Source organism: Ruegeria sp. HKCCE4148 (assembly GCF_017872495.1).
Taxonomy (GTDB): domain Bacteria; phylum Pseudomonadota; class Alphaproteobacteria; order Rhodobacterales; family Rhodobacteraceae; genus Ruegeria.
In genome coordinates this window covers 361,127-385,869 of sequence record NZ_JAEDOS010000002.1, presented here as the reverse complement: position 1 = coordinate 385,869, position 24,743 = coordinate 361,127, and the positions used below count along the sequence as shown (strand labels likewise).

The 24,743-nt window shown below is 56.3% G+C and carries 26 protein-coding genes; 12 read left to right on the top strand and 14 right to left on the bottom strand.

Going from position 1 to position 24,743, the window contains the following annotated elements:
• Position 1 precedes the first annotated feature (1 nt).
• On the top strand, positions 2–1,588 hold the full coding sequence (locus tag I9187_RS07045; protein WP_171174284.1) for an APC family permease: 1,587 nt from the start codon (positions 2–4) through the stop codon (positions 1,586–1,588).
• Positions 1,589–1,636: 48 nt separating this feature from the next.
• On the opposite strand, the gene lon is transcribed toward I9187_RS07045, so the two are convergent.
• From lon to I9187_RS07025, 4 genes are all read right to left on the bottom strand, one after another.
• Positions 1,637–4,045: an endopeptidase La gene (lon, locus tag I9187_RS07040; protein WP_171174286.1), complete on the bottom strand. Its 2,409-nt coding sequence runs from the start codon at positions 4,043–4,045 to the stop codon at positions 1,637–1,639.
• Positions 4,046–4,268: 223 nt separating this feature from the next.
• Positions 4,269–4,679 (bottom strand): DUF6636 domain-containing protein, encoded by a 411-nt coding sequence (locus I9187_RS07035; RefSeq protein ID WP_245223151.1) that lies wholly within the window; start codon positions 4,677–4,679, stop codon positions 4,269–4,271.
• A gap of 89 nt (positions 4,680–4,768) precedes the next feature.
• Positions 4,769–5,899 carry a tRNA guanosine(34) transglycosylase Tgt gene (gene tgt, locus I9187_RS07030; RefSeq protein ID WP_171174293.1) on the bottom strand — a complete coding sequence of 377 codons (1,131 nt, stop codon included), beginning with the start codon at positions 5,897–5,899 and terminating at the stop codon, positions 4,769–4,771.
• A gap of 63 nt (positions 5,900–5,962) precedes the next feature.
• Positions 5,963–6,874 carry a nucleoside hydrolase gene (locus I9187_RS07025; RefSeq protein ID WP_171174295.1) on the bottom strand — a complete coding sequence of 304 codons (912 nt, stop codon included), beginning with the start codon at positions 6,872–6,874 and terminating at the stop codon, positions 5,963–5,965.
• Between the two features lie 175 nt (positions 6,875–7,049).
• Here I9187_RS07025 and I9187_RS07020 point away from each other — a divergent pair, with 175 nt between their 5' ends.
• The 3 genes from I9187_RS07020 to I9187_RS07010 all read left to right on the top strand — a co-directional run bounded on the left by I9187_RS07020 (position 7,050) and on the right by I9187_RS07010 (position 8,675).
• Positions 7,050–7,940, top strand: a complete 891-nt coding sequence (locus I9187_RS07020) for an SPFH domain-containing protein (protein ID WP_171174297.1) — start codon at positions 7,050–7,052, stop codon at positions 7,938–7,940.
• Positions 7,940–8,218, top strand: coding sequence for a hypothetical protein (locus I9187_RS07015; RefSeq protein ID WP_171174300.1), 279 nt, complete (start codon positions 7,940–7,942; stop codon positions 8,216–8,218). Before I9187_RS07020 ends, I9187_RS07015 begins: the two co-directional genes overlap by 1 nt.
• Before the next feature lie 94 nt (positions 8,219–8,312).
• Complete coding sequence (locus I9187_RS07010) at positions 8,313–8,675, top strand: SUF system Fe-S cluster assembly protein (protein ID WP_171174302.1); 363 nt, start codon at positions 8,313–8,315, stop codon at positions 8,673–8,675.
• Between the two features lie 36 nt (positions 8,676–8,711).
• On the opposite strand, the gene I9187_RS07005 is transcribed toward I9187_RS07010, so the two are convergent.
• The gene (locus tag I9187_RS07005) at positions 8,712–9,053 is read right to left on the bottom strand and encodes a hypothetical protein (RefSeq protein ID WP_245223150.1); all 342 of its coding nucleotides are present in this window, start codon (positions 9,051–9,053) and stop codon (positions 8,712–8,714) included.
• Positions 9,054–9,268: 215 nt separating this feature from the next.
• Here I9187_RS07005 and I9187_RS07000 point away from each other — a divergent pair, with 215 nt between their 5' ends.
• Positions 9,269–9,634: an iron-sulfur cluster assembly accessory protein gene (locus I9187_RS07000; RefSeq protein WP_171176184.1), complete on the top strand. Its 366-nt coding sequence runs from the start codon at positions 9,269–9,271 to the stop codon at positions 9,632–9,634.
• Here the strand turns inward: I9187_RS07000 and I9187_RS06995 are convergent.
• Positions 9,631–10,542, bottom strand: a complete 912-nt coding sequence (locus I9187_RS06995) for an isopenicillin N synthase family oxygenase (RefSeq protein ID WP_209940122.1) — start codon at positions 10,540–10,542, stop codon at positions 9,631–9,633. The genes I9187_RS07000 and I9187_RS06995 overlap by 4 nt on opposite strands.
• Positions 10,543–10,667: 125 nt before the next feature.
• On the opposite strand from I9187_RS06995, the gene tpiA reads away from it, so the two are divergent.
• Entirely contained in the window at positions 10,668–11,417 is a 750-nt protein-coding gene (gene tpiA, locus I9187_RS06990) for a triose-phosphate isomerase (protein WP_171174306.1), read from the top strand.
• Between the two features lie 9 nt (positions 11,418–11,426).
• Here tpiA and I9187_RS06985 read toward each other — a convergent pair whose 3' ends face one another.
• From I9187_RS06985 to I9187_RS06955, 7 genes are all read right to left on the bottom strand, one after another.
• Positions 11,427–11,873, bottom strand: a complete 447-nt coding sequence (locus I9187_RS06985; RefSeq protein ID WP_171174308.1) for a nucleoside deaminase — start codon at positions 11,871–11,873, stop codon at positions 11,427–11,429.
• A gap of 65 nt (positions 11,874–11,938) precedes the next feature.
• On the bottom strand, positions 11,939–12,250 hold the full coding sequence (locus I9187_RS06980; RefSeq protein WP_171174310.1) for a multidrug efflux SMR transporter: 312 nt from the start codon (positions 12,248–12,250) through the stop codon (positions 11,939–11,941).
• Between the two features lie 151 nt (positions 12,251–12,401).
• A complete protein-coding gene (locus I9187_RS06975; protein WP_171174312.1) occupies positions 12,402–13,778 on the bottom strand; it encodes a TRAP transporter large permease in 1,377 nt (458 codons plus the stop codon).
• Complete coding sequence (locus I9187_RS06970) at positions 13,778–14,455, bottom strand: TRAP transporter small permease (protein WP_171174314.1); 678 nt, start codon at positions 14,453–14,455, stop codon at positions 13,778–13,780. The genes I9187_RS06975 and I9187_RS06970 overlap by 1 nt, the downstream gene beginning before the upstream one ends.
• A gap of 116 nt (positions 14,456–14,571) precedes the next feature.
• Positions 14,572–15,573 carry a DctP family TRAP transporter solute-binding subunit gene (locus tag I9187_RS06965; protein WP_171174316.1) on the bottom strand — a complete coding sequence of 334 codons (1,002 nt, stop codon included), beginning with the start codon at positions 15,571–15,573 and terminating at the stop codon, positions 14,572–14,574.
• Positions 15,574–15,865: 292 nt separating this feature from the next.
• Positions 15,866–17,095: a sigma-54 dependent transcriptional regulator gene (locus tag I9187_RS06960; protein WP_171174318.1), complete on the bottom strand. Its 1,230-nt coding sequence runs from the start codon at positions 17,093–17,095 to the stop codon at positions 15,866–15,868.
• Positions 17,092–18,873: an ATP-binding protein gene (locus I9187_RS06955; protein WP_245223149.1), complete on the bottom strand. Its 1,782-nt coding sequence runs from the start codon at positions 18,871–18,873 to the stop codon at positions 17,092–17,094. Before I9187_RS06955 ends, I9187_RS06960 begins: the two co-directional genes overlap by 4 nt.
• Here I9187_RS06955 and I9187_RS06950 point away from each other — a divergent pair.
• Positions 18,872–20,053 carry a cytochrome P450 gene (locus I9187_RS06950; protein ID WP_171174320.1) on the top strand — a complete coding sequence of 394 codons (1,182 nt, stop codon included), beginning with the start codon at positions 18,872–18,874 and terminating at the stop codon, positions 20,051–20,053. The two genes, I9187_RS06955 and I9187_RS06950, sit on opposite strands and share 2 nt — an antisense overlap.
• 24 nt (positions 20,054–20,077) lie before the next feature.
• Here the strand turns inward: I9187_RS06950 and I9187_RS06945 are convergent, their stop codons facing one another.
• Complete coding sequence (locus I9187_RS06945; RefSeq protein ID WP_171174323.1) at positions 20,078–20,560, bottom strand: Lrp/AsnC family transcriptional regulator; 483 nt, start codon at positions 20,558–20,560, stop codon at positions 20,078–20,080.
• 144 nt (positions 20,561–20,704) lie between these two features.
• Between I9187_RS06945 and cobA the strand changes: the two genes are divergently transcribed.
• From cobA to I9187_RS06920, 5 genes are all read left to right on the top strand, one after another.
• A complete protein-coding gene (cobA, locus tag I9187_RS06940) occupies positions 20,705–21,481 on the top strand; it encodes a uroporphyrinogen-III C-methyltransferase (protein ID WP_209940121.1) in 777 nt (258 codons plus the stop codon).
• Positions 21,481–21,795, top strand: a complete 315-nt coding sequence (locus I9187_RS06935; protein ID WP_209940120.1) for a DUF2849 domain-containing protein — start codon at positions 21,481–21,483, stop codon at positions 21,793–21,795. Before cobA ends, I9187_RS06935 begins: the two co-directional genes overlap by 1 nt.
• A gap of 66 nt (positions 21,796–21,861) precedes the next feature.
• Entirely contained in the window at positions 21,862–23,526 is a 1,665-nt protein-coding gene (locus tag I9187_RS06930; protein ID WP_209509244.1) for a nitrite/sulfite reductase, read from the top strand.
• Positions 23,516–24,277, top strand: coding sequence for a phosphoadenylyl-sulfate reductase (locus tag I9187_RS06925; RefSeq protein ID WP_171174328.1), 762 nt, complete (start codon positions 23,516–23,518; stop codon positions 24,275–24,277). Before I9187_RS06930 ends, I9187_RS06925 begins: the two co-directional genes overlap by 11 nt.
• Positions 24,274–24,681, top strand: coding sequence for a DUF934 domain-containing protein (locus I9187_RS06920; protein ID WP_171174330.1), 408 nt, complete (start codon positions 24,274–24,276; stop codon positions 24,679–24,681). Before I9187_RS06925 ends, I9187_RS06920 begins: the two co-directional genes overlap by 4 nt.
• The last annotated feature ends 62 nt before the right edge of the window (positions 24,682–24,743 follow it).

Genomic DNA, 24,743 nt, shown 5'->3' with positions numbered 1-24,743 from the left:
TATGGCAGAGCTAAAGCGAGACATCGGCCCGATCGGACTAACCTTTATTTCGGTTGGAGGAATCATCGGTTCGGGCTGGTTGTTCGGCCCCCTTCTGGCGGTTCAGCATGCCGGACCTGCGGCTATCCTCTCGTGGGTGATCGGCGCGGCTGCGATGTTCATTTTGGCAATCACTTTCGCAGAAATCTCAGCCATGCTGCCTATTCCGGGTGGGATTGCCAGGGTTCCGCAGTTTTCACACGGCAATATCGTTTCAATGGCCATGGGATGGACGGCTTGGATTGGCTACAACACCACTGCCCCCATCGAAGTGGAGGCGATGCTGAAATACCTCGCGCCATACGCGCCCTGGCTGCATGCCGCCGATACAGGCGACCTGACAGGCGCGGGTATATTTGCGGCCCTTGTATTCATGCTGCTTTTCGTTGCCGTCAACGCGCTTGGGGTCAAGTTTTTCACACATGTGAATGCCGCTTTGACGTGGGCCAAGATCGCTATTCCGGTCGTTCTGTCTGTTCTACTAATTTCCAACCGTTTCAACGCTGACAATTTTACACATCCGGATGGGTTTGCACCTTATGGCTTGCAGGGAATCATGGCTGCAGTTTCGACCGGCGGTGTCATTTTCTCGTTCATAGGATTTCGTCATGTGGTCGATATGGCGGGAGAAGTGCGAAATCCGAAATTTGCAATCCCCACCGCCCTCGTCCTGTCGATCATCATGTGCGCCGCAATCTATCTTGGCCTCCAAGTGGCTTTTATCGGCGCGCTGGATCCATCTTTGCTGGCTAATGGCTGGTCGCAACTGAGCTTTGGGGGCGAAGGCCCATTGGACGCTGTAATCATGTCGGTCGGGTTGGTCTGGTTCATCAGCTTGCTGAATGTCGGATCAGTCGTTGGCCCCTTTGGCAACGGATTGGTCGCAACCGGGTCGAATGCCCGTATTGCCCTTGCCCTGTCCCAAAACGGTTTTCTACCAAAACGTTTGCAAAACTTGTCTTCGTTTGGGGTTCCGGTATGGGCTTTGGCGTTGAATTTTCTGATCGGGACTCTGTTCCTTTTGACCGTTCCCTTTACTACCGTCATCGCCCTGAACGGTGCCGCTATTGTTTTGTCATTCGCAGTTGGCCCAATCGCCGTCGTTTGCCTACGGGATCTGCTGCCAGACCAACCCCGTTCAATCCGCATCCCAGCGGTGCGTCTGGTCGCGTTGACTGCCTTCGCCATTGCAACCCTGATTGTCTATTGGAGCGGTTGGGACACTGTCTGGCGCCTTGGGATCGCGCTTATCGTTGGAAAAATTCTGCTGCTTATCCGGTTCCGAGGGCGCCTTGATGAAATGGACCTGACCGAAGCCGTTTGGTTGATGCCTTATTTTGCCGGACTCGGGTTAATCTCATTTCTGGGTCAATTCGGCACCGGGTCTTTGAAGCAGATCCCGTTTGGGTGGGATATTCTGCTTTGTGTCGTGTTTTCCGCGATCATCTTCGCCCTCGCGATACGTTCAGCGCTGTCTGACGAGAAATTCATGAAATACATAGCGGAAGAAGAGATACTTGATCCAAAGCTGCCCGTTGTCGGGCTGTAAAAAAGGCAGAGCGTTGCTCTGCCTTTTTCCGTTTTCTATTTATGCAATTTAATGCGCTGTGGCTGAAGCATCCGCAGATTTGGCCGAAGCGGCGGCCGCAGCGGCTGCTTCCTCTGCCGCTTCGTCCCACTCGATCGACTCAGGCTTACGCACCAGCGCCTGCTTCAGAACTTCCGAGACGTGCTTTACAGGGATGATCTCCAACCCTTCCTTCACATTGTCAGGGATGTCCGCCAGATCCTTTTCATTCTCTTCCGGGATCAGAACGGTCTTGATGCCACCACGAAGAGCCGCCAGCAGTTTTTCTTTCAGCCCGCCAATCGGCATTGCATTACCGCGCAGCGAAACTTCGCCGGTCATGGCAATATCCTTGCGCACCGGAATGCCGGTCAGCACAGACACGATCGATGTCACCATCGCCAGGCCAGCGCTAGGGCCGTCTTTGGGCGTCGCCCCATCCGGCACATGAACGTGAATGTCCAATGTGTCGAACTTTGGCGGTTTCACCCCGATCTGAGGTGAAATCGACCGCACATATGACGAAGCCGCATCGATGGATTCCTTCATCACATCGCCCAGCTTACCTGTGGTCTTCATCCGCCCCTTACCAGGCAGTTTCAGCGCCTCGATATGCAGCAGATCGCCACCCACGGACGTCCAAGCCAGGCCGGTCACGACACCGATCTGATCGTCCTGCTCAGCCAGACCATAACGGAACTTTGGCACACCCAGGAAATCATCCAGATTGTCTGGTGTTACGGTGACCGACTCCGCCTCTTTCTTGATGATCTTGGTCAACGACTTCCGCGCCACCTTGGCGATTTCACGTTCAAGGTTACGAACACCCGCTTCGCGGGTATAAGTGCGAATGATCTTCTGCAGCGCCTCATCGGTCAGCTCAAATTCCTTGGCCTTCAGACCATGGTTCTTGACCTGCTTTTCGATCAGGTGCTGTTTCGCGATCTCGCTCTTTTCCTCTTCGGTGTAACCGGCCAGCGGAATGATCTCCATCCGGTCCAGCAGAGGCCCTGGCATATTGTAACTGTTTGAAGTCGTCAGGAACATCACGTTGGACAGGTCATATTCGACCTCCAAATAGTGGTCCATGAAAGTGTTGTTCTGTTCCGGATCCAGCACCTCAAGCATTGCCGAGGCCGGATCACCACGGAAATCCTGACCCATCTTGTCGATTTCATCCAACAAGATCAGCGGGTTCGTGGTTTTCGCTTTTTTCAGCGCCTGGATGATCTTACCCGGCATCGAACCGATATAGGTCCGACGGTGGCCCCTGATCTCGGATTCGTCGCGCACACCGCCCAACGAGATGCGAATGAACTCGCGCCCCGTGGCTTTTGCAACCGATTTACCCAAGCTGGTCTTACCCACGCCCGGAGGGCCAACAAGGCACAAGATCGGGCCCTTCAGCTTTTTCGAACGCTGCTGAACTGCTAGATACTCGACGATGCGCTCCTTGACCTTCTCAAGCCCATAGTGATCGGCATCCAGAATGTCCTGCGCGCGCCCAAGATCCTTTTTGACGCGGGATTTGGTGCCCCACGGCAAAGACAGAATCCAATCCAGATAGTTGCGCACAACGGTCGCCTCGGCCGACATGGGCGACATGTTCTTGAGCTTTTTCAGCTCTCCTTCGGCCTTTTCACGCGCTTCTTTGGATAGTTTGGTCTCGGCGATTTTCTCTTCCAGCTCAGCGACTTCGTTCGATCCGTCTTCGCCATCGCCAAGTTCCTTCTGAATGGCTTTCATCTGCTCATTCAGATAATATTCGCGCTGTGTCTTCTCCATCTGGGATTTGACGCGGGTCTTGATCTTTTTCTCGACCTGCAGAACCGACATTTCGCCCTGCATCAGACCATAGACTTTCTCAAGCCGTTCGCTGACGCTGAGGGTCTCCAGCAGCTCTTGCTTTTGTTCGACCTCGATGCCCAAGTGGCCCGACACAAGGTCGGCCAGCTTTGCAGGCTCGGTGGTTTCCCCCACTGCCGCCAGCGCTTCTTCGGGGATGTTCTTGCGCACTTTGGCGTAGCGTTCAAACTCATCCGCAACGGTACGCAACAGGGCTTCGGTTGTCGTAACGTCGCCGGGGATTTCGGTCAGATATTCTGCCCGAGCCTCGAAAAACTCTTCGTTTTCAAGAAACTCAGTGATCTGCACACGCGCCTGCCCTTCGACCAGAACCTTCACGGTGCCGTCGGGCAGCTTCAGCAGTTGCAGCACATTGGCCAAAACGCCTGCGCGATAAATCCCTTCTTCATCGGGATCATCAACGCCGGGGTCGATCTGGCTGGACAACAGAATTTGCTTGTCATCCTGCATCACCTCTTCCAAAGCGCGGACCGATTTATCGCGGCCCACAAAGAGCGGCACAATCATATGCGGGAACACCACAATGTCGCGCAGCGGCAGGACGGGGTATGAGGAATTCAGAGGCTCTTGCATGCTCTATCCTTATCGTTGGCAAGACGGCACGTGTCCCTCATCGAGGCAACATTTGGCCATCTCCTGTCTTGGACGATAAAGGTGGGGCCTCATCGCCCTTTTTCAACCTTACCGCCGTGTATCGTGTTTCAGCATGAACCGAGGTTTTCGGGACTGCAAGACGTCCAAGGAACATATCCACCGAAATTAGCACGACAAGCATAGGCGACGTGCACTTCAAAGGTCAGAACACCCGCTGTACTGCGCGAGACAGGAAAAACCCGTGACCGTCTTGGTTGCGACATTCCAGACCTTTTGTCGAAGAACTGCAGGTGAATCCTCCGAACTGACCAGTGACCCCATATTCCGCACGGTCATATCCGTCTTTGTTACGATTCAGCGGCTGGCACAACATCTCTACCTGGCCAGTGTCGAACATCAGAAAATCATGCCCCCAGTCGGATTGACAATTCGCGTGGCGTGGCATCGCAGGTGGGCCGGATTTTTCTATGATCGTACATTGTATATCCGAGGACGAAGCACTTTCCCCGACCGAGCACTGAATGTTTTCGGACGGAGTTTCGAAGGTCCAGACATCTGAAATGGCAGGTGTCGCGCAGAAAATTGCTGCGCCGAGAATAAGGCGAAACATCATAAACTCTCCGGGTCACAGACTAAAATGGCATTGCTTGAAGTGGCACTAGACTACCGGAAAGCCACGCAATTGTCACCCGAAGGGGAAGGTTACAAGGGTTCGATATCACCTTGCGCACGCTGCGCATGAAACTCGGCCTGCCAGGCGACAAACGTGCCCGCAGCAATCGCATCTCGCATCCCCTGCATGATCTCTTGGAAGTAATGCAGGTTGTGCCAGGTCAGCAACATGCCCGAGATCATCTCATTGGCGCGGAAAACATGGTGCAGGTACGCGCGCGAATAGTTGGAACAAGCGGGACATGTGCAGTTTTCATCCAGCGGACGCGGGTCATCCGCATGGCGGGCATTCTTGATATTGACCACACCGCGACGTGTGAACACTTGCCCCGTGCGGCCCGAACGCGACGGCAACACACAGTCCATCATGTCGATCCCACGCGCGACGGCGCCGACGATATCGTCTGGCTTACCAACACCCATCAGGTAACGCGGTTTGTCTTCAGGCAGAAAATCGGGGGCGTAATCGAGGCAGCCAAACATGGCCTCCTGCCCCTCACCCACAGCCAGGCCGCCCACCGCGTAGCCTTCGAAACCAATAGATTTCAACGCTTCTGCGCTTTCTTCGCGCAGGTCCTGTTCCAAACCGCCCTGCATAATGCCGAACAGGGCGTGACCCGGACGATCCCCAAACGCGTCACGCGACCGTTCTGCCCATCGCATCGACAACCGCATGGACTCGGCGATGCGATCCCGGTCGGCAGGCAGCGCGGGGCATTCGTCAAAGCACATCACAATGTCCGAGCCCAGCAAGCGCTGAATCTCCATTGACCGCTCGGGCGTCAGTTCGTGTTTTGATCCGTCGATATGAGATTTGAAGGTCACGCCCTTTTCGGTCAGCTTGCGCAGCCCTGCCAAAGACATGACCTGAAACCCGCCCGAGTCGGTCAGAATGGGGCGGTCCCAGTTCATGAACTTGTGCAACCCGCCCAAACGATCAATCCGTTCCGCTGTTGGACGCAGCATCAGGTGATAGGTGTTGCCCAGCAGAATATCCGCCCCGGTGGCGCGCACACTTTCGGGCATCATCGCTTTGACCGTCGCGGCTGTGCCCACAGGCATGAAGGCTGGCGTCCGCACCTCTCCTCGCGGCGTGCTGATCACACCCGTGCGTGCCTTGCCGTCTGTTGCCTTAAGCTCAAATGAGAATTTCTGCGTCATGTCATCGCCTCGGATCGCCGAACCGGGCAGGCTTTGCCCGATCCGTTCCGTCTTTGCAACCCGTCAGGGCAACGAGACCACGCGGTCCGTGAACAGACGTACAACCCCTGCCCCGTCCACATCGCGGCACACCCGGATCGCGGGTCGTTCAGGATCTGGTTGTGTCGCCCCCATTTGATCGCCTTCGGTGACAACCCGCAGCCCGGTTTCAACCATATCGAACAGGGCTTGATGGGAACACGCAATCACGGCTGTTGAATCGTGCAGGCCGCAGCCTTCCAGCCCCCCGATCTCTTTGTAAAACTTCAGATAGAACCGAGAGATGTCGCGCAGAAACGCCCCCATATCGGGTGACTTTTGTGCCAATGCTTCGAAGTCCGCCGTTTCGTAAAGCGTCTTCAAGGTCACGTCCAATCCGACCAGAACAGTGTTGGCCGGGACGGAAAAGACCTCTTCAGCGGCAAGAGCGTCGTGATAGATATTGGCTTCTGCGTATTGGGTAATGTTACCAGGGCAGTAGACCGCGCCTCCCATGATCACCAATTCGCGCAGATTGCCTGCAAATTCCGGGTCCAGACGCATTGCCTTTGCAATGTTAGTCAAGGGACCCACGGCGCAGAGCACAAGTTCGCCCTTATGGGCTCGGGCCATTTCAACCAGAAACTCGGCTGCTGGCAACGCGTGGTTCTGTCCAATCTCCGGGATTTCGGTCAGATCACCAAAACCTTCGGGGCCATGAACATGCTCCGACGGTGCGTGCGTGTCCGCCCCCAGCGGCACCGCAGCCCCTTCGGCCACAGGCAAGTCCAACCCAAGCTTGTGAAGCAAAAACCGCGCGTTGCGACTGGATTGGTGCACATAAGTGTTGCCAAAAACCGTTGTCAGACCGATCAGGTCAATTTCTGGCGCGGCGGCAGCATACGCGATGGCCATTGCATCGTCGACGCCGGGATCTGTGTCGATAATCAGTTTCATCCCCGCCCGATACCGCAAACGCCGTGGGATGCAAACCGGTCACAGCCACAATATTCCGGGCCGCGCCCACGCGTTCAGGCATTTGCATAACGCTCCAACCCACTCATACCAGAGTTGAAATCGGGCGACTCAATCCCCAAATGTATACCATAGTACACAATAATAAGAGGACAGAATGACCGAAGATCAGATTATCGGATTGCTTTCGTCAAACATCATTTACCTGCTGGCAGCTGTGCTGGTGGTTGTCGTTATTCTCAAAGGCATCAAGATTGTACCGCAGTCCGAAAAATACGTGGTTGAGCGGTTTGGCCGACTGCATTCGGTGCTTGGCCCCGGAATCAATTTCATCGTTCCTTTTCTGGATGTTGCACGCCACAAAATCTCGATCTTGGAACGCCAACTGCCGAATGCGACGCAGGACGCAATTACCAAGGACAACGTGCTGGTGCAGATCGACACCTCGGTCTTCTATCGCATTCTTGAACCGGAAAAGACGGTTTACCGCATCCGCGACGTAGACGGCGCGATTGCGACCACTGTCGCCGGGATCGTGCGCGCCGAAATCGGCAAGATGGATCTGGACGAGGTTCAGTCGAACCGCGCGCAATTGATCACGCGCATCCAGGAAAGCGTTGAAACCGCAGTCGATGACTGGGGCATCGAAGTGACTCGCGCCGAGATTCTCGATGTTAATCTGGATCAAGCGACCCGCGATGCCATGCTGCAACAGCTGAACGCGGAACGTGCCCGCCGCGCGCAAGTGACCGAGGCCGAGGGTCAGAAACGCGCCGTTGAACTGCACGCTGATGCTGAACTTTATGCCGCTGAACAAACCGCCAAAGCCCGCCGCATTCAGGCTGAAGCTGAAGCCTATGCTACGGGCGTCGTGGCCAAGGCCATTCAGGACAACGGTATCGAGGCCGCCCAGTATCAGGTTGCTTTGAAGCAGGTTGAAGCCCTTAATGCGCTGGGCAACGGGTCTGGCAAACAGACCATTGTTGTGCCAGCGAACGCCCTTGAAGCCTTTGGCGATGCGTTCAAAATGCTCAAAGGAGGAAAGTGATGGCAGACCCCTTCTGGCTGACATGGTGGATTTGGCTGGCGGCCGCACTGGCGCTCGGTATCCTCGAGATTGTTCTGCCGGGATTCATCTTTCTTGGTTTCGCAATTGGCGCAGCAATCACGGGTCTTCTCTTGATCATTCCGGGTCTGACAATGTCGCCTCACGTCCTTGCGTTGATCTTTGCGGTGCTGTCGCTTGTCGCGTGGCTTGTCTTGCGCAAGCTCTTTGCGCTGCCGCATGGTCAAGTCAAAACCTTCAAACATGATATCAATGATTGAATCGCGGTGGCGCTTGTCTGAGCGCCACGCCCCCACTGGACGCTGATACGGCTATTCCCTATATAATCACTCAGGCAACTGACCCGAGGCAAAGATGACTCACCCGAGCGAACAGTTTGAAGGCACACCGCTGATTGCGCCGTCAACAATTGAACACCCGTTGTACGACGCCGTGGTTGAGGCGTGCCGCACGGTCTATGATCCTGAAATCCCGGTCAACATCTATGACCTCGGCTTGATCTACACGATTGATATTACTGCGGATAACGCAGTTAAGGTGATCATGACCCTGACTGCGCCCGGATGCCCAGTGGCCGGTGATATGCCCGGATGGATCGTGGAAGCGATTGAACCCGTAGCCGGCGTCAAAGAAGTTGACGTTGAACTGACCTGGGAGCCGCCCTGGGGTATGGAGATGATGTCGGACGAAGCTCGTCTGGAACTGGGCTTTATGTAAACTAAATACCCGCGACTAACATGTCTGCGAACACAGTTACTCCAGATCGCAGGTTGCTTTGATCTCTGCGGCACGGGCATCCAGTTCATTGATGTAATCACCAGACAACATTTGCAGGTGTTTGTGTTCGGTTCCTGTAACCAGACCCAGCAGAGCACCGGCGGGCGTGATCGAAGCGATGCTTTCAAGCTGCTTGGTCTCGGCATGTTCCTTTTCGGCCTGAATAGCGCGCAGATCACCTGCCGCTGTCGCACAGTTTACCGGGTGCCTCTCGGCATCTGTGATAGCCAACGCACCGGTTGCAGTTAAACTGGTAAGCAGAAAAGTAAGAGTAGATCCTTGAAAAACCAGCTTAACAAAACGGATCAAGTCATTCATATTTATAATCTTTCTGCTGCAATATGAATTCCGGAACACGGGACGTTGCACCCATTCCAGCAAAGCTAAACCCGCTTTCCTGTTTAATGCAAGGTTTTAAGGAGGAAGCCAATACCAAGTTGGTTTAGCCAAAAGGCACTCTTTAACACTCGTGACCTTGAGCCCGAGGCGTTTGAGCCCTAAATTGGGAATGACGCGTGACAACGGAGATTTACATGTTCGGCATCCCCGGCAAACAGGCTGTGACCATGACGCCCAAAGCCGCAGAGCAGATTACACGCCTGATGAATTCGGGCGGGCATGCTGGTTTGCGCATTGGCGTCAAGAAAGGCGGCTGTGCAGGCATGGAATACACCATGGAATATGTAGACCAGGCAGATCCGCATGATGAGGTGGTCGAGCAAGACGGAGCGCGCGTGATGATCGCACCGATGGCGCAGATGTTCCTTTTTGGAACCGAGATCGACTACGAAGTGTCCCTGTTGGAAGCAGGCTTCAAGTTCAAGAACCCGAACGTTGTTGATTCCTGCGGCTGCGGTGAATCAATAAAGTTCGACGCAAACCTCGCGTCGCAGTCCTAACTGGTTTGCAGGTGAACATAGGTTTCGTTGAACCGTTTGGTCAGATGATCACCGGCCGAGATCACTTGGCCTGACCCAGGTGGCGCGACATTGGTGTCAAAAGACGGGTTGAAGAACATTGGGACCGAGATTCGCTCGTGCGATCCGCCAACAACCCTGTGTTCGGTCGCCTTCACCTGCCCTGCTGTCCAAAATTCCAGCATCTCACCAAAGTTGATGATAAACACGCCCGGTTCGGCCTGAACCTTTTCCCATGCCCCATCAGGCATCCGCACTTCCAGCCCGGCAGCGCCGTCTGTGGCCAGCAAAGTCAGGCAGCCATAGTCTGTATGCGCGCCAACACCAAAATCCTGCTCTCCGGCCCAGGCGGGCCGTTTTGGATAGTAGTTGCCGCGCAGCAGAGCCATTGGCGTATCAAATGCCTGATCGAAACTGTCCGCTTCCCGTCCCAGCGCCACTGCAATCGCACGCAGCACACGCATCGCTACACCACAGGCATCGACGTAATAGGCCTGTACAATTTCACGGAAAGCAACGGGTTGCTCGGGCCATTGATTTGGGGCGTACACGCTTAGGTTCTTTGCACGGTAGGGGTTGTCCAGCGGCAGTTCGTATCCGCAATCGAACACTTCCTTGAAGTCTGGGTTAACTGTTGGGTCGACCTGTTCGGACTGTGACGCACCCCAACCTCGGTTGGATCCCGTTGCAGCCATGTCCACCAAACGCTTCTGGTGTTCCGGTAAACGGAAGAAACACTGGTAGGCAGCGATTACGTCGTTGATGCGGTCAGCCGTCAGGCCCGTGTTGCAAACGGTCAAAAACCCGACCTGACCAACGGCTTGGCGCAGGCGGGAAAGCTCATAAGCGTCTCGGGCGTCCAGCTTTTTCAAGTCGAGGTTGTCGATCATGGCGCTCTCCCAGAATTTGCGACATTCCTGCCAATCACCCGTGGAGCTTGTAACCGGAATTGTATGGCGAGGACAACGATGTTATCCGGTGATTTAAACAACCGAATACGCAGGGAGAAACCGATATGCGGCGCAAGCTGGCGGCTGGAAATTGGAAGATGAACGGAACCGGCTCGGCGCTGAGCGAGCTTGCATCGCTGTCGCAAAGCTATTCTGAAGCCTCGGTCGATATTCTGATCTGCCCCCCTGCGACATTGCTTCACCGCGCCGCTGATGCAGTGGCAGAATCGGCGGTTACGGTTGGTGGACAGGACTGTCACTCAGGCCATTCTGGCGCTCATACCGGCGACATCAGCGCGGATATGTTGCTGGATGCCGGTGCGACTTCGGTCATTCTGGGCCATTCCGAACGGCGCGTGGATCACGGAGAGCATGACGAGGATGTACGCGCCAAAGCTCGCGCCGCAATGGATGCGGGCCTGAAGGCAGTCATCTGCGTCGGCGAAAGTCTGGAACAGCGTGAGGCGGCCAACACGCTCGACATTATCGGCGGGCAGATGTCCGGCTCGATCCCGGATCAGTCCACCGGCGAAAACCTGATCGTCGCATACGAGCCGATCTGGGCGATCGGCACTGGAAAGGTCCCCACTCTGGAAGAGATCGGCGAGGTTCACGACTTCATGCGCGCCCGGCTGGAACGTCGTTTTGGCGAAGGCGTGGGCCGGTCAGTACGACTTCTTTACGGCGGGTCCGTCAAACCCAGCAATGCGGCCGACATCTTTGCTGTCTCGAATGTGGATGGCGCTTTGGTCGGTGGGGCCAGTCTGAAGGCTGCGGATTTCTCGGGCATTATTCAGGCGCTGGAAAGCATCTGACCTCGGTCGTTATTCGGCAATATCCTCGGCCCAAAGCTCTGGTTTTTCTTCGATAAATCGTTGCATCAGCGCGATGCAGTCGGGGTCGTCGGCTATCACCACTTCGACCCCGCGCTCGCGCAGGAAGTCTTCGTTGCCTCCAAAGTTCTTCGTGTCACCGATCACGACGCGCGGGATTCCGAATTGAACGATGGTGCCCGAACACATCATGCAGGGCGACAGCGACGTATACAGCACCGTGTCGCGATAGGTTTTCTGCCGTCCGGCCTTGCGCAAGGCGTCCATCTCGCCATGGGCAATCGGATCACCGCCCTGAACTCTTTGATTGCGTCCGCGCGCCACAACCTCGCCCCCACGGGCCAGGACCGAGCCGATGGGACAGCCGCCCTCATCATACCCGGCTTTCGCCTCGTCAAAGGCGATGCGCAGCAGGCGGCTGTCGGTCTCGGTCAACATGGGGAAAATCCTTGGTTGGGGCGTGTACCGGCAGCCTGCCCAATGACGCCCCGACCGTCAACGGATCAGGCCAGCTTCATGGTGACAATTCCGGCAATGATCAGCAGCGCTGCCAGAACCCGAAGCGGCGTCACCGCCTCGCCCAGCAAGGTAACCCCCACCACAAAAGCCCCCACCGCGCCGATACCAACCCAGATCGTATAGGCGGTGCTCAGCGGCAGTTCACGCATCGCCAGCGCCAACAAACCGAAAGACCCGATCATGGACACTCCCATGATCGCGGTCGGCAAAAGCCGCGTGAACCCGGCGGATTGCTTCATTGCACCCGCCCAGACAACTTCAAGAATTCCAGCAATAAGCAGCATGATCCATGCCATGAGATGACCTCTTGTCAAAGCGGGTCGTCCCGCATGATCTACCCGTGTTGGGGAGGTCGTCCTCTGCCTTTCAAATAAGCGCCCGTGCGGCGGTTTCAAGGCATGAAAAGGCCGGGCAGTCGCAACCGCCCGGCGATACGGGTCAGGCCCGCTAGTTGGTGATGATTTCCGGTCCCATGAAGGTGTTGGGCAGGAAGGTCGATATCCACGGTATGTACGTCACCATGATCAGGAAGACGAACAGGACTGCCAGGAAAGGAAGCGCCGCCTTCACAACACCCATCATCGGCATCCCGGCCACGCCAGAAGTCACGAACAGGTTCAGCCCGACCGGAGGCGTGATCATCCCGATCTCCATGTTCACCACCATGATGATGCCCAGATGGATCGGGTCGATGCCCAGTTCGATGGCAATCGGGAACACCAACGGGGCCACGATGACCAGCAGACCCGAGGGTTCCATGAACTGACCGCCGATCAGCAGGATCACGTTCACCACGATCAGGAAAGTGACCGGCCCCAGACCCGCCGACAGCATGGCACTTGCGATATGCTGGGGCACTTGCTCATCTGTCAGCACGTGCTTCAGGATCAGCGCGTTGGCAATGACGAACAGCAGCGTGACCGTCAGCTTACCCGCCTCAAACAGCGTGTGCTTCGTGTCCGGGTGGAAGAACGCCGTCACCAGCGCATATGGCTTCTTCAGCAATGACAGGTTGGATTGACATTCTTCTGTGCTGAGCGGCCCCATGTCTTTGTAGACAAAGCTGGCGATAAAGAACGCGTAGACAGCGGCAACAGCAGCGGCTTCTGTCGGGGTAAATATACCCCCGTAGATGCCGCCAAGAATGATGACGATCAGGAACAGGCCCCAACCGGCTTCGCGGGCCGAGGTAAAGACCTCTCCCCACCCTTTCCAATCGCCTTTGGGCAGGTTCTTGACCTTGGCCATAACGTAAATTGTGATCATCAGCATAAGACCGGCCATCAGGCCCGGAATGACACCCGCCAGGAACATCCGCCCGACCGACACCTCAACGGCTGCCGCGTACACAACCATCACGATCGAGGGTGGGATCAGGATGCCAAGTGTCCCCGCGTTACAGATCACACCAGCCGCAAATTCCTTGGAATAGCCCACCTGCCGCATCCCGGCGATGACGATCGAACCGATGGCCACAACGGTTGCCGGGGACGACCCCGAAAGTGCGGCAAACAGCATACAGGCAAACACGCCCGCAATTGCCAAACCGCCGGGCAAATGCCCCACACAGGCAATCGAGAATCGGATGATCCGCCGCGCCACGCCGCCGGTTGTCATGAAAGACGAGGCCAGAATGAAGAACGGGATCGCCAGAAGGGTAAAGTGACCCTCGAATGCCTCGAACAAAGTACCTGCGACCGAGGCCAACGAGCTGTCTGAATAGATCAGCAGGAACAAGGTCGAGCTAAGGCCAAGCGCAACCGCAATCGGAACACCAATCAGCAGCAGTCCGATGACCATCGAGAATAAAAGTACAACGTCCATCAGTCATGCATCCCTTGCTGAGCGCGGACTTCTTCGATCTCGTCCTCGACTTCGTGGCTGGCGACAAGGCGGTCGGTTTCGCCCCGCCAAATTTGAACAGCGACCTGCGCGAACCGGATCACGAGCAACAGCATCGAAACCGGCAGAACCAGATACGGTACGACCTTGGGTAGTTTTTCGTAGTACTCGCCGTAGTTGATCAGGTCCTCAAGGAACCGCAAAGGAGCGACCATCGGGATGTCGTCAACCTCATAAAAGCTCTGACTGCGGGCGTCGAAATTGAAACCCGTAGGGAACCAGCGCCCAGATGTGGGCGGCAGATCGGCAAAGACGGCCCAATAGTCATAGGCGCCTTTCAGCAGAAGCAGCGAAAAAACCAGACAGCAGCCCACCGCAATCAGAGCTAAAATACGGCGCGGCGCTGGGGCCAGCATGTTCAGGATGGCGTCTACACCCAGATGCGCATGTTTTTTCACTGCATAAGACGCACCCAGAAGCACCAGCCAGCCGAAGGTGAAAACCGTCAGTTCCAGAGCCCATAGGATATTTGAGTTGAAAACAAACCGTGCAATCACGTTGGCAAATGTTACGACCGTCATAAGGCCCAACAGCAACGCAATCAGGGTTTCTTCGATATGGTCGACCAGCCCGCCTTGGCCGGAATTCGCACCAGACATCTTTCTGTCCCCGCATTTTTTGATGATGAGAGAGTGTATGAGGGCGGGCTATGTCAGCCCGCCCGGCCAGCGCGTCGATTACTCCCCAGTCCCCTGACGCGCGGCCTCGATCCGGTTTAGAAACCGGCGTTGATGGCCTGTGCGGCGTCGATCTTGTCCTGACCCACATCACCGGCGAATTTGTCCCAAACCGGCTTCATCGCATCGACCCAGGCCTGACGCTGTTCGGGGTTAAGCTCACGAATGATGCCCCCCGCGTCCGTGATCGAGGCTTTGGCCGCTTCGTTCACGGCAAAGGCTTCTTTGTTCCGAGTCTCGGTGACTTCGCCCAGAATGGTCAGGAATTGATCACGCACTTCGGGGTCCAGGCTGTCCAACCAGTCAACCGAGGTCACGACCAGATAGTCGATGATACCGTGGTTGGTCTCAGTGATGCCGTCCTGAACCTCAAAGAACTTCTTGCCATAGATGTTCGACCAGGTGTTTTCCTGCCCGTCCACAACGCCCTGCTGCAGCGCGCCGTAAACTTCCGAGAACGCCATTTTCTGCGGGCTGCCACCGATCGCTTCCATCTGCGCAACCAACACGTCCGAGGACTGCACGCGGAACTTCAGGCCGTTTGCGTCTGACGGATCTTCCAGCGGCTTGTTCGCAGACATCTGCTTCATGCCGTTGTGCCAGAATGCCAGACCCTGCAGGCCGCGGCGCTGCATGCTGTCCTTCATCGCCTGACCATCAGCCGAGGCCTGGAACGCATCCACCGCGTCAATGTTCTTGAACATGAATGGCAGGTCGAACAGGCGGAACTGCTTGGTGAATTTCTCGAACTTGGACAAGGACGGCGCAGCCAGTTGAACGTCGCCTTGCAGCATCGCCTCAAGCACCTTGTCGTCGTTATACAGGGTCGAGTTGGGATAGACCTCCATACACATCACGCCGTTCATCTCGTCGTTGACGCGCTGTTCCAGCAGCGAGGCCGCGATACCTTTGGGGTGTTTATCGGTGTTCGTCACATGCGCGAACTTCACAACAATCTCACCGTCGTCACAGGCCGCCATGCCCGCAGTTGCGGTGACCGTCAGCGCCAGAGCCGTTGCAGCTGTTGTCAAAATCTTCATCTGTTTTCCTCCCAGACTTCCAAGAAACAAGCGATCAGCGCCGGGTTGGCGCCGTATGGCGTGCAGTGAAGCAACTCGGCCGCAACCAAACAACTTTTCCCTCTGAACGCGCGGCTGAGCATTAAAATCAATCGTTTACAAAGCCTTACATGGCATCAAACACACAAAGCAGAATCACCTATTCTTCTGTGTGCGAAAATCCGCACAGCCAAAAATGCTGCTTGTGCGGATTTCCGCACAATTTTCGAATCATTCATGCGAATCACTACCCAGCGTACATTCGCTGGTCGGATTACCTGCGGTAATCCTCGGGACGAATTTGGTAACGCGCCAGCTTGTCATAAAAGGTCTTTCGCGGAAGCTTCAGCGCCTTTGCCGCATCTGACGCCTTTCCATTATGACGCCCTAACGCCGCGATCAGCAGCGATCGTTCAACGCGCGCCATTTGTTCACTGAGGCCCAGATCTGTGGCCTGTGCGACCTCTTCCGGCATCCCCAGAACAAAGCGCATGGCGGCTGACATAAGGGACCGCGCATTCCCAGGCCAATCGCTGGCCATCAACGCCGCCAGATGTTCCGATGAGATTTCAGGAACCGGAATTCCGGCCTGTTCAGCTGCCTGAGCCACATAGTGACGAAATATTACGGGAATATCGTCAGGCCGCTCTGCCAGCGACGGAATACGCACACGCATCACGTCCAGTCTGTAGAAAAGATCGGCATTGAAACGGCCGTCGGCGCTTAAGACAGACAGATCAGCGGTGGTGCCAGCAATGATCCGACCACCCGGCCCTTGTTCGATCAGTTCAAGCGCTGCAAATTGCGTGGCCTGCGGCATGGCCGAAACCTCATCAAGAAACAACGACCCACCCGCTGCATCCTCACAACTGCGGGCCAGATCTTCGGGGCTGAGCGTCGAGGCCGGTCTTTTCACAAATGGCCCCTGCCCGACTGAGGACATCAGGTGCACAACCTCAGCCACTTTTGAGATGCCACTGCCCGGAGGGCCAGTCACCAGAACTTCGGCCTGTGTGGGCGCAACGGCGCGAACCCTTTCTCGCAACGCCTCTGCCTGGGGCGACAGGCCAAACAGCAATCGTGCGGCCGGGTCTCCACGTTCCAGTTCGGATCTCATTGCTCTCTGCTCGATAACCTCGGCTCGGACTGCGAACGCACGCTCCAGCACATCCAGCAGATCGGACGCGGCACAGGGTTTTTCCAGAAAGTCGAACGCGCCCTTACCCATTGCATCAACGGCCATGGGAATATCCCCTTCGCCGGTCAGAAGAATAACGGGAAGATCGGGATCGACCTCTTTTGCGTAGGTCAACAGATGGAATCCATCCCGACCCGGCATACGAATGTCCGAGATGATGACACCAGGAAAGTCCGCTCGGATATGGTCCTTGGCTGCCACAAAAGAGCCTGCCGTTGTTGGTTGAACATCCGCCAGCTCAAGCGTTTGTGCCAAAGCCTCGCGTACGGCTGCATCATCGTCGACCAAAAGAACTTTTCGGGTCATGCTGCCTCGTCTTCCCGATAGTATTCCAGTTCCACAGTAAACATCGCGCCAGTGGGCGCGTTGGTCCCGCGAATGTTTCCACCGAAACTCTGAACCAGACCGTAAGAAATCGAAAGCCCCAGACCCATACCTTCGGACGAGCCTACGGCCTTAGTGGTGTAGAACGGCTCAAACAGCTTTTCCGTGTTTTCGATACCGGGGCCTATGTCACGCACAGTGACCGAAAGCCTCTCGCCATTATTGATCACAATTTGAATGAGGCGTTCATCCTGCTGGCTCATCGCATCTGCGGCGTTGTTGATCAGGTTCACAAACACCTGCACAAGCCTTACCTCGCCACCCCAAGCGTAAACAGGCGCGTTTGGCGGTTGCCAATCCATGGCGACGTTTTCCGTGTTCAGCCGGGCTTCGGTCAGTTCAACGGCTGTGTTCAGAACCTGCACCAGATCAACCCGCCCCATAGGTTCGCTTTCATTGCGGGCAAAGGCGCGCAGGTTCTTGATGATCCGCGCCATGCGCACAGCCATTTCAGAAATACGGCCCAAGTTCTCGGCCGCTTTTTCAGGTTTTCCGCGTTCCACGAAAGCTGTGCCATTGTCCGCAAACTGCCGGATCGCCATCAGGGGCTGGTTCAGTTCGTGACTGATCCCTGCTGACATCTGACCAAGCGCGCTGAGCTTTCCGGCCTGAACCAAATCCGCCTGTGCGCGACGTAGGGCCGCTTCGGCTTCCTGTCGTTCCGCGACTTCTTTTTGTAAGCTGTCGTTTGCAACCGTCAGGTCGAGGGTCCGTTTGGCCACTCGGCTTTCCAGAACCGCATTGGCTTCGGCTAGCGTCCGCCGCCGTTCCATCGCGAGAAAAAGCATTGCACCAAATGCCAAACAGATCGCTGCGACTGCTGCTGCCTGAAGCCGCGCAAGTTGCAGGGCTGGGGCTACGTCCACCAATACTTCGGCAGTCATATCGAGTACTGGCAATTCGAGGGTAAGGTGCAAAGCATCGCGCGGCAGATAGCGCCCCCAGTTCAATTGCCACAGCTCGTGCCCACCAACGCGCGTTGATGCAAAATCAACGGTCGCGCCATTCGGCGGAGTAAGCCCCGCCTCTCCTTCCTCGCGAGACCAAAATAGCAGGTCCGACCTGTTCGAAATGAACACAACGCCTTCTGCATCAACAAAGAAAACCGCCTCGGTACTGCCACGCCATGTCTGTTCCACATCCTGAACATCTGCAACAACCATCAGTACACCTGTGATCTGACCAAATGGGCCAAAAGCAGGCGCAGCGTAAGAGTAGATCCGATCATCTCCGACAGGCGTAACCTCATGCGCACTGCCCAAGGCCCCCTGCATTGCACGACGGAAAGCGGGGTGTTCGGCCATGTTAAGCTGAGACACCGGTTGCGCTGAAACCAAGACCTGCCCTTTTCGGTCCAGGTACATCATGTTGACTGCTGCTGTTTTGTCAGCAATGTCCAGCAGCATTGCCTCAGCTTGTCGTATGTCGGCTGGTTGATCCAATTCATGCAGAATCGGATGGGTCGCCATCAGCACTGCAAGTTCTTGATACACTTGCATTTGCGTGCTCAGCCGGTCAGCCGCCAGTTCAAGATCGGCCTCGGCCTTTTCACTCAGCTGAGACAAAGCTTGACGGTAGCCATAGGACCAGACGAATCCGGACAGTACCCCAACGGCAAGCAGAAAACCGGCGATGACCCAAACTCTGTGCATATACAGGGTCTTGCATTCAACGCGCCGCGTGGCAAGTGTGCGTCGCATGAAGTCTCTCTCACAATCCCCGACGGACCCGGATTTCGTCCAGAACCCCTATCCGTTTTATGACACAGCCCGACAAGCCGGAGATCTGTTCTATTGGACTGATTACGGCATGGTTGCCGCTGTATCCTGCCGATCCGTCCGCACCTTGCTGAAAGATCGTCGGTTCGGACGCGAAGTTCCACCCGAATGTGCTACGCAAGGCCCCGCCCATCTGGCCCCGTGGTTGTCAGTCGAAGCTCATTCGCTGCTTGAAGCCGAGCCGCCGAGACACACCCGCCTGAGAGCGCTGGTCATGCGGGCCTTTACCTCGCGGGCGATTTCGGCATTGCAGCCTTCGATTGAAACCCTTTGTCACGATCTGATCCGGGACTTCCCACAAGAGCCGTTTGACCTTTTGCATGCCTATTGCACTCAGGTCCCCGTGATTACGATCTGTCGTCTGCTGGGAGTACCCGAAGAAATGGCACCGGACTTGCTGCGCTGGTCGCACGACATGGTGGCAATGTACCAAGCCAATCGAACGCGGGACACCGAAGACAAGGCTACACAATCGGCGCAGGAATTCACCACGTTTCTGGAAGACTATATCGACCAGAGGCGGCGTGACCCGCGTGACGATCTGATTACACGATTGATCGTTGCAGAAGAAGAAGGCGAGAAACTGTCACGCGAGGAGTTGGTCGCGACCTGTATTCTGCTGTTGAATGCCGGTCATGAAGCGACGGTACACTCCTTGGGGAATGGGGTCAAAACCTTACTGGAAACGCAAACAGACCCAAGCGTCTTACGACCAGACAAGATTGACTCAACCATCGAAGAAATCCTGCGTTATGACCCGCCCTTGCACATGTTTACGCGCTGTGCCTACGAGGATGTCGAGACCTTTGGACATAGCTTCAAGCGCGGCGATCAGGTTGCTTTGTTGCTGGGGGCCGCGAACCGCGACCCCGTTGTCTGGCAAGAACCGAACGCTTTCCGCGCCACGCGGTCCATCGATGTGAACACCAGCTTTGGTGGCGGGATCCACTTCTGCGTTGGTGCGCCTTTGGCGCGGTTGGAAATACGCATCGCTCTGCCAATTCTGTTCGAAAGCTGCCCGAACTTGCGGTTGGCCGCACCTCCGGCCTATTCGGAAAGTTACCATTTTCATGGCTTGCAACAGGTTCTGGTGCAAATCTGAGGCCGCTTTAACGCCTTTGCCTTTTTATGCCTTTTCAACCAACGCGTTCAACGGCAGCATTGTTGTGGATTTTATTTCCTCCATCGACAAAAGCGCCGTCACGTTGTGGACCCGCACTTCAGAGATAAGCGATTGATAGAACACGTCATAGGCACGTGCATTCTTGACCCTGACCTTGAGGATGTAGTCGATGTCGCCAGCCAACCTGTGTGCCTCTTGCACTTCGGGGTGATCGCGCAACGCTTTCAGAAACTTGCGCTGCCATTCAGCCTCGTGCTCCGACGTACGGATCAAGACAAAAAATGTCGCCTCGAACCCAAGCGCTTCGGCATCCAGCAAAACCGTTTGCTGCCCAATGATACCTGCCCCTTTTAGCTTACGGATTCGATTCCAGACCGGGGTCTTGGAACTGCCCACACGGGCCGCAATTTCGTCCAGTGACTGACCCGCATCACGTTGCAGCTCGGCCAGAATTTTCCGATCCGTTTCGTCTATTCGAACCGACATTCCAGTATTCCTTCCAATTCGAGGTTTTCGTTCCATTTTTCAACGCATGCGGAACTAATGTTCTTATTTAGACGCCCATATGGCGCTTTGACGGGAATATTTCCTATATTGCTGATCAAGTCAAACTACACCCGAGACGATCCAATGCAGGACATGCTCACAATCAGATCCAAAGGACATGTCGACTTTGTCGGCGCTGGCCCCGGCGATCCCGATCTGCTGACGCTCAAGGCGCTCACCGCGTTTGAGCAGGCTGATATCGTTTTGCATGACCGCCTGATCAGCGCACCTGTTCTGGACATGGCAGGCCAGCACGCCAAGCTGGTTGATGTTGGCAAGGCCGGTTTTGGTCCGTCCTGGAAGCAAAGCGATATCGACGCGCTTTTGGTGGACTGTGCCCAAAAGGGTAACCGCGTGGTGCGCCTGAAATCAGGGGACCCCACTGTGTTTGGTCGGCTGGATGAAGAAATCGAAGCGGTTCAGTCTGCGGGTATTTCCTGGCAGATCATTCCCGGAATTACCGCTGCGTCTGCGGCTGTAGCAAGCATCGGGCAAAGCCTGACACGCCGGGGCCGCAACTCTTCGGTACGGTTTCTGACCGGGCACGACATGAAAGGCTTTGCTGATCACGACTGGGCCGCTCTGGCGCGCTCAGGGTCGGTTGCTGCAATTTACATGGGCAAGAAGTCGGCCCGGTTCATTCAAGGCCGCCTGATCATGCACGGTGCAGATCGCGCTACACCCGTCACCCTGATCGAGAACGCCTCGCGCCCTGACCAACGCATTCTGGCCACCACTTTGGACCAGTTGCCCACCGATCTGGCCGCCGCCGAAATGAACGGCCCGGCCCTGACTTTCTATGGCCTCGCCCCGCGAGAAGCGGCGCAGGCTGTGACCGAATTCAATAAGGAGCTTGCCTGATGGCCCGCGCTTTTACCCCCAAAGTCGTCACCGCAAATGATTTGCTGGAAGGCGACGTGATTTATCAAACCGAAGATGACCGCTGGTCGCGTGCTCTGTCTGATGCCGAACTGATCACTGACGAAGCGCATGCACAGGTGCGTCTGCTGGACGCCGCCCGGCAGGCCAGCAAGATTGTGGGTGCATATCTGGCTGACGCTGTTGCAGGCGAAAACGGCCCTGAGCCCACACATTTTCGGGAAGATTTCCGCCGGACTGGTCCGTCCAACTATGCCCACGGCAAACAGGAAACTTCCCCGCAGCCCCGGGCCTGAACTTAGGCCCTCTCTCTCCCCTTCTATGGCCCCAAGGTTCGGGGTTGCAACCAAGGACAGCTAGACATGTATCGCTACTCCGAGTTTGACCACGAGTTTCTGGCAGAGCGCAACGCGCAATTCCGTGCGCAGGTCGAGCGCCGCATTGACGGTTCGCTGACCGAAGACGAATTCAAACCCCTGCGCCTGATGAACGGCCTGTATCTGCAACTGCACGCCTATATGCTGCGCGTCGCCATCCCCTATGGCACCCTGTCCAGCGCGCAGATGCGCCAACTGGCGCTGTTGGCCGAAAAGTGGGACAAGGGCTATGGCCACTTCACCACCCGTCAGAACATCCAGTACAACTGGCCCAAGCTGAACGACGTGCCGGATATGCTGGACGCGCTGGCCGAAGTTGGCATGCACGCCATTCAAACCTCGGGAAACACCATCCGCAATGTGACCGCCGACCATTTTGCTGGCGCAGCCGCGGATGAAGTTGCGGACCCGCGCCCTTATGCAGAACTTCTGCGCCAGTGGTCGACCGACCACCCGGAATTCCAGTTCATGCCGCGCAAGTTCAAGATTGCCATTACCGGTTCGGAAAATGACCGTGCCGTCATCAAGGCACATGATATCGGCCTGCAACTGGTCGAGCGTGGCGGTGTTCTGGGGGGCCGTGTGATTGTTGGTGGCGGTCTGGGCCGTACGCCAATGATCGGCAAAGAACTGTCCGATTTCGTCGCTTTTGACGATCTGCTGGCCTATTTGGAATCCGTTGTGTCCGTCTGGAACCAGATCGGCCGCCGTGACAACAAATATAAGGCACGCATCAAGATCACCGTGCACGAGCACGGCATCGACGCCATCCGCGCCAAGGTCAACGAGCGTTTCCTGCAGGTCCGCCCGCAGTTCAAGGGTGCTGACATGAACCTTCTCGAAGAGATCAAGGATCACTTTGCGGCACCTGCCTTCCGCGAAGGTTCGGTTGCGTCTTTTGAAAGCGCCTACGCCAACGATCCGGTTTTCCGCTCGTGGGTCGACACCAACATCGCGCCGCACAAAAACGCAGACCACGCGATTGTCACGATCTCGATCAAAAAGCACGGCGCGACGCCGGGCGATGCAACGGCCGAGCAGATGCGCATAATGGCCGATCTGGCCGAAGAGTTCGCGTATGACGAGCTGCGTATCAGCCATGAGCAGAACGTGATCCTGCCGCATGTTCACAAATCGGATCTGCCTGCGATCCACGCGAAGCTGAAGGAATACGAACTGGCCACCGCCAATATCGGCCTGATCAGCGACATAATCGCCTGCCCCGGCATGGATTACTGCGCGCTGGCCACGGCACGATCGATCCCGGTTGCGCAGGAAATCGCGACCCGGTTTGACGAGCTGAAGCTGGAGCATGATATCGGTCACCTGAAGATCAAGATCTCGGGCTGCATCAACGCATGTGGTCACCACCACGTGGGGCATATCGGCATTCTGGGGCTGGATCGCGCGGGCGTTGAAAACTACCAGATCACTCTGGGCGGCGACGGCACCGAGACAGCGGCCGTGGGCGACCGCACGGGTCCGGGCTTTGCCTATAGTGAAATCGTGCCCGCCGTAGAGCGCATCGTCGACACCTATCTGAACCAGCGGGAGAGCGCCGAAGAAACTTTCCTGGAGACCTATCGCCGAGTTGGCATGGCTCCGTTTAAGGCAGCCCTCTACCCCGAGGCTCGGGCGAATGCCGCTTGATCTGATCCAGACGGAACTGGGCAAAGACCGCAGCGAACTGACCGAAAAGGTCGGAGCGCTGAACGCCCGGTTCCGCCACCATTCTGCGCATGATGTCATGCATGGTGCCATCGAGGAAATCGACGATCTTGCTCTTGTCTCAAGCTTCGGTGCGGAATCGGTGGTCTTGCTGCATATGGCAGCGGTGGTCGACAAGGCGACCCCGGTGCTGTTCGTGGACACTCAGTTGCTGTTCACTGAAACGCTGGAATACCAACATGAGGTCAGCGAGCGTTTGGGCCTGAAGAACGTCAAGATCATTTGTGCGGATGAAGAAGACGTTCAACGAGACGACCCTTACAGTGCTCTGCGCCTACGCGATACAGATGCCTGCTGCAACCTGCGCAAAACCTTCCCACTGCAAAAAGCCCTGTCGGGCTATTGTGGCTGGATCACGGGACGCAAGCGGTTTCAGTCGGGCACACGCGCCGCGCTCGAGTTTTTTGAAGTCGAAGACGGCACGGGCCGGATCAAAGTCAACCCGCTTGCCCATTGGGCACCCGAAGACGTGCGCACCTATATGGACGAAAACAATCTGCCCCGGCACCCGCTGGTGGCCAAAGGATACCCTTCGATCGGATGTGCGCCCTGCACCTCGCCGGTCAAAGAGGGCGAAGACCCACGCGCCGGACGTTGGCGCGATCAGAACAAGGAAGAATGTGGCATCCATTTTGTCGATGGCAAAATGATCCGCATCGGAGAGAAAACATGAACGTAATCGTAACGGATGAGGGCTTTTCGCCTGATGACTGGACCGACGGCTTTGTCACCCTGGATGATGCCGCCAATGACGTAGTGGCCCTTGATGTGGCCTCGGACACCGACCCGGATGAGCTGATTGACCGTTTGGGCAGCGCCAAGATGGTGCGTGTGGACTTCCCCTCCTCTGCGGATGGGCGCGGCTTTACAATTGCACGCGTTCTACGCCTGAAAGGGTATACAGGCCGCCTGCGCGCCAAAGGCCATGTTCTGGCAGACCAATACGCCATGGCCCGTCGCAGCGGGTTCGACGAGGTTGAAATAGATCATGCGCTTGCGGACCGACAGCCCGAAGATCAATGGCTGGCCCGCGCCAATTGGCAAGATAATAACTATCAGGCCCGCCTGCGCGGATAAGACTGCACGCACGAGCTTGTGATACAAGGGGGGCAATCTGTCCCCTTTTCCTGACTTGGATC